Below are 2986 nucleotides of genomic sequence, written 5' to 3'. Positions count from 1 at the left end.
GTTACGATAACGCCTGCATCGAGTCTTTCCACAGCGTACTGAAGAAAGAACTCGTTTATCTGGAAAAATTCAAAACGAGAGAACAAGCGAAAAGAGCGATATTTGAGTATATCACTTGCTTTTATAATGGAAAACGCATCCATTCATCCATTGGGTACTTCACGCCCAATCAATACGAACGTATGTACCGATGTGTGGTGTAATTCTCTCGATTTTATGTGTCCAATCTATTGACAGTGGTTCTCAGCACCTTTGGCTAACCAAGACGCCCCTACGGTAAAAGCCCCTCCCAACGCTGCTCCAAGCGCAAACGATTCCAGCGCTTTGCCTCCGTCCGGTGTTCGCCCGTCCCACAGTTCCCACAGCGAATAATCAATATAGCCCGAGGCTCCTCCCATAAACATTGCCGAGCCGAGCCCCACGGTCGTTTGTCCTCCCGTCAGCGGAACGACCGCTACTACGCCTATGCGTCCCCTTAGTATTTTTAAATAGAAACTGTGAAACTTGAGAAACATTTGTTAAAATAACAATAACTTTTTTGTATCCTACCGAATCAAAAGGGGTTCATCAAATGGAACCATTAATCCAGCACCAATGGAATATCAGTGAAATAGAAGCGATCAATTTACAAAAAATGTTGGCTAAAAAAGTTATCAAAGAAGATCAATTTGCTAAGATCAGCTATGTTGCTGGAGTAGATGTAGCGTACTGTAAACATAGTGATAATATAGTTGCAGCAATAGTCATATTAGAAGCCGACTCATTGCATGTGGTGGAATCGGTGGCAGTTCAAGACACTGTTGTTTTCCCTTATGTACCTGGATTGTTTTCATTTAGGGAGTTACCGCCTATTGTCAAGGCATTTAGGCAATTAAAGACCCCGCCTCAGCTAATTGTATGCGATGGCCAGGGAATTGCGCATCCTAGAAGATTCGGATTAGCTAGTCACTTGGGAGTACTTTTTGATATCCCAACAATTGGATGCGGGAAAACAAGATTAGTAGGTGAGTTCCAAGAGCCTGAACTAAAAAGAGGTTCACATTCGCTATTAATCGATGATGGGGAGGTAATAGGGGGTGTATTACGGACTCAAGACAATATTAAACCTATTTTTGTGTCAATCGGTCATCGTATTTCCTTAACAACAGCTTGTGCATGGATATTAAAACTCTCACCAAAATTCCGTTTACCAGAGACTACTCGACAAGCAGATCAACTTGTTAATAAAATTTTAGGTAATAATTAATTGTTACCAAAAAAATTACGAACCATTAGTCTATAAAAGGGCTCAAATATTACATTTTATGTATAAATTGTTGATTTCAGGAATTCAACTAAGCGGTTCAATAATTGGATCTTTTGTTGTTTACAAAAAATGGGAGCAGAAAATAGACATCTTCTACTCCCAAGCATATTTTCAATCCCTACCCATTTTTCTGTTAAGCTCTCTACGTGATAATAGTATTTTAAAGTTATCACTGTTTTCGCTTAATTTTCTACTTACAACCAAATTACCATTTTCGCCCCATTCGTTATAACTTAACTCTACTCCATTTTCATATTCACCAATCGATTTTATCTTTCCATTTCTATACCAACTTGTTTTCTTCCCTTTAGTTTGCCCATACCTCATTATCTGTTCAGATTTTTTTTTCCCATTCTCATAAAACTCTTGATATAACCCATGTTGGAATCCATTTTTGTAAAAACAAAAATATCTTAACCGGCCATCGCCATACAGTTCATAAGCAATTCCGTTAAACGGTTTCCCCCCTTCATCCTCTGCATTATCCAATATTTCATCACTAGTAGACGAGTACCATAACTCTTCAAAATCGACTCCGTTACTAATAATTTCCTCTATCGTATACTTTTCGCAATTATCTTCCATGACGATGCTTTAGCACCTCCGGTATAAAGTTAGCCCCTTGAGTTATATATTCACAATGGGGGCAACGAGGCATTGGCGTTCCAACGGGCATTTTCTTATTGATTTTCCTAGCAGAAATTACATATATCATAAAATCTTCTAAGTTGGCATCAGGTCTATCTAATAATGCTCTATTTAAGGCTTTTACTTCTGCGTGTGAACCTGCACCAAGTGATTTGATATAACCTTTCTCTATTTCCGGAGGCATACCTTCAATTCTCTCACTAATCACCTTATGTTGTGTTAAAGGTACTTTTCCTTCAGGGTCGTTTATATCAAAGTAATACTTTCCACTCTTTTTATCTAGTACCCCAGCAACCGCAGGACCTAATTCTTTCTTAGTCAAGCCACTCTTCATTAATCTATGCAATTCGTCATGAACAGCTCCCCTTAAGTTAATGCGCTGATGTAATTCTGTAGTACTTAGTCTGCCATACTTCGCTCTTAACTCCTCTAAACGGCTTTCTTTACCTTTCCTCTTCCCCTCAACCCCAGAACTCGCCCCCCGCTTCAGCGCCCCATTAACCCTCTCAGCACCTTTAGCTAGCCAGGATGCCCCTACGCTAAAAGCTCCTCCCAGCGCTGCCCCAAACGCAAACGATTCCAGCGCTTTGCCTCCGTCCGGTGTCCGACCGTCCCACAGCTCCCGCAGCGAATAATCAATATAGCCCGAGGCTCCTCCCATAAACATTGCTGAGCCGATCCCTACGGTCGTTTGTCCTCCCGTCAGCGGAACAACCGCTCCTCCGCCTATGCCTGCAACGGGGCCGAAAATCGCTCCGCATACCGCGCCGATCACGGCCCCTTGGGCGGCGCTTTTGATATACTCGTACGGACTGCTCGCCTCCCCGTTGATGAGATCGGACGAGGCAGTCATAACGACGCCGCCTATCGCTCCCAAAGCGGCCCCTACCGCTGCTGCCCCAATCACCGCACCGGCACCAAACGTCGCTACCGTCAACGCCACGGCCCCGACAATCGCCACGGCCGCTACCACACATACGGCCAGTTTTCCCCAATCAAACGGCGGTTCCGGAGGTGGGGGTGTTCCTTGCT

The 2986-nt window shown here is 43.3% G+C and carries 4 protein-coding genes; 2 read left to right on the top strand and 2 right to left on the bottom strand.

The window, feature by feature from the left end; genetic code table 11:
• Nucleotides 1-203 (top strand): IS3 family transposase (locus AC27IT_RS27525; protein ID WP_487092240.1); only part of this gene is annotated, 203 nt, incomplete at its 5' end.
• A 368-nt stretch (nt 204-571) separates the two neighbouring features.
• A complete protein-coding gene (gene nfi / locus AC27IT_RS27520; RefSeq protein ID WP_025848892.1) occupies nt 572-1246 on the top strand; it encodes a deoxyribonuclease V in 675 nt (224 codons plus the stop codon).
• A 171-nt stretch (nt 1247-1417) separates the two neighbouring features.
• Here nfi and AC27IT_RS27515 read toward each other — a convergent pair whose 3' ends face one another.
• A complete protein-coding gene (locus AC27IT_RS27515) occupies nt 1418-1891 on the bottom strand; it encodes a toxin-antitoxin system YwqK family antitoxin (RefSeq protein ID WP_327944757.1) in 474 nt (157 codons plus the stop codon).
• A partial coding sequence (locus tag AC27IT_RS27510; protein ID WP_487092239.1) for a YwqJ-related putative deaminase occupies nt 1881-2986 on the bottom strand: 1106 nt, incomplete at its 5' end. The genes AC27IT_RS27510 and AC27IT_RS27515, both read right to left, overlap by 11 nt.

The organism is Brevibacillus sp. YAE8 (assembly GCF_057543335.1).
The sequence above is the reverse complement of the archived record's forward strand: the minus strand, read 5'-3'. Positions and strand labels throughout refer to the sequence as shown.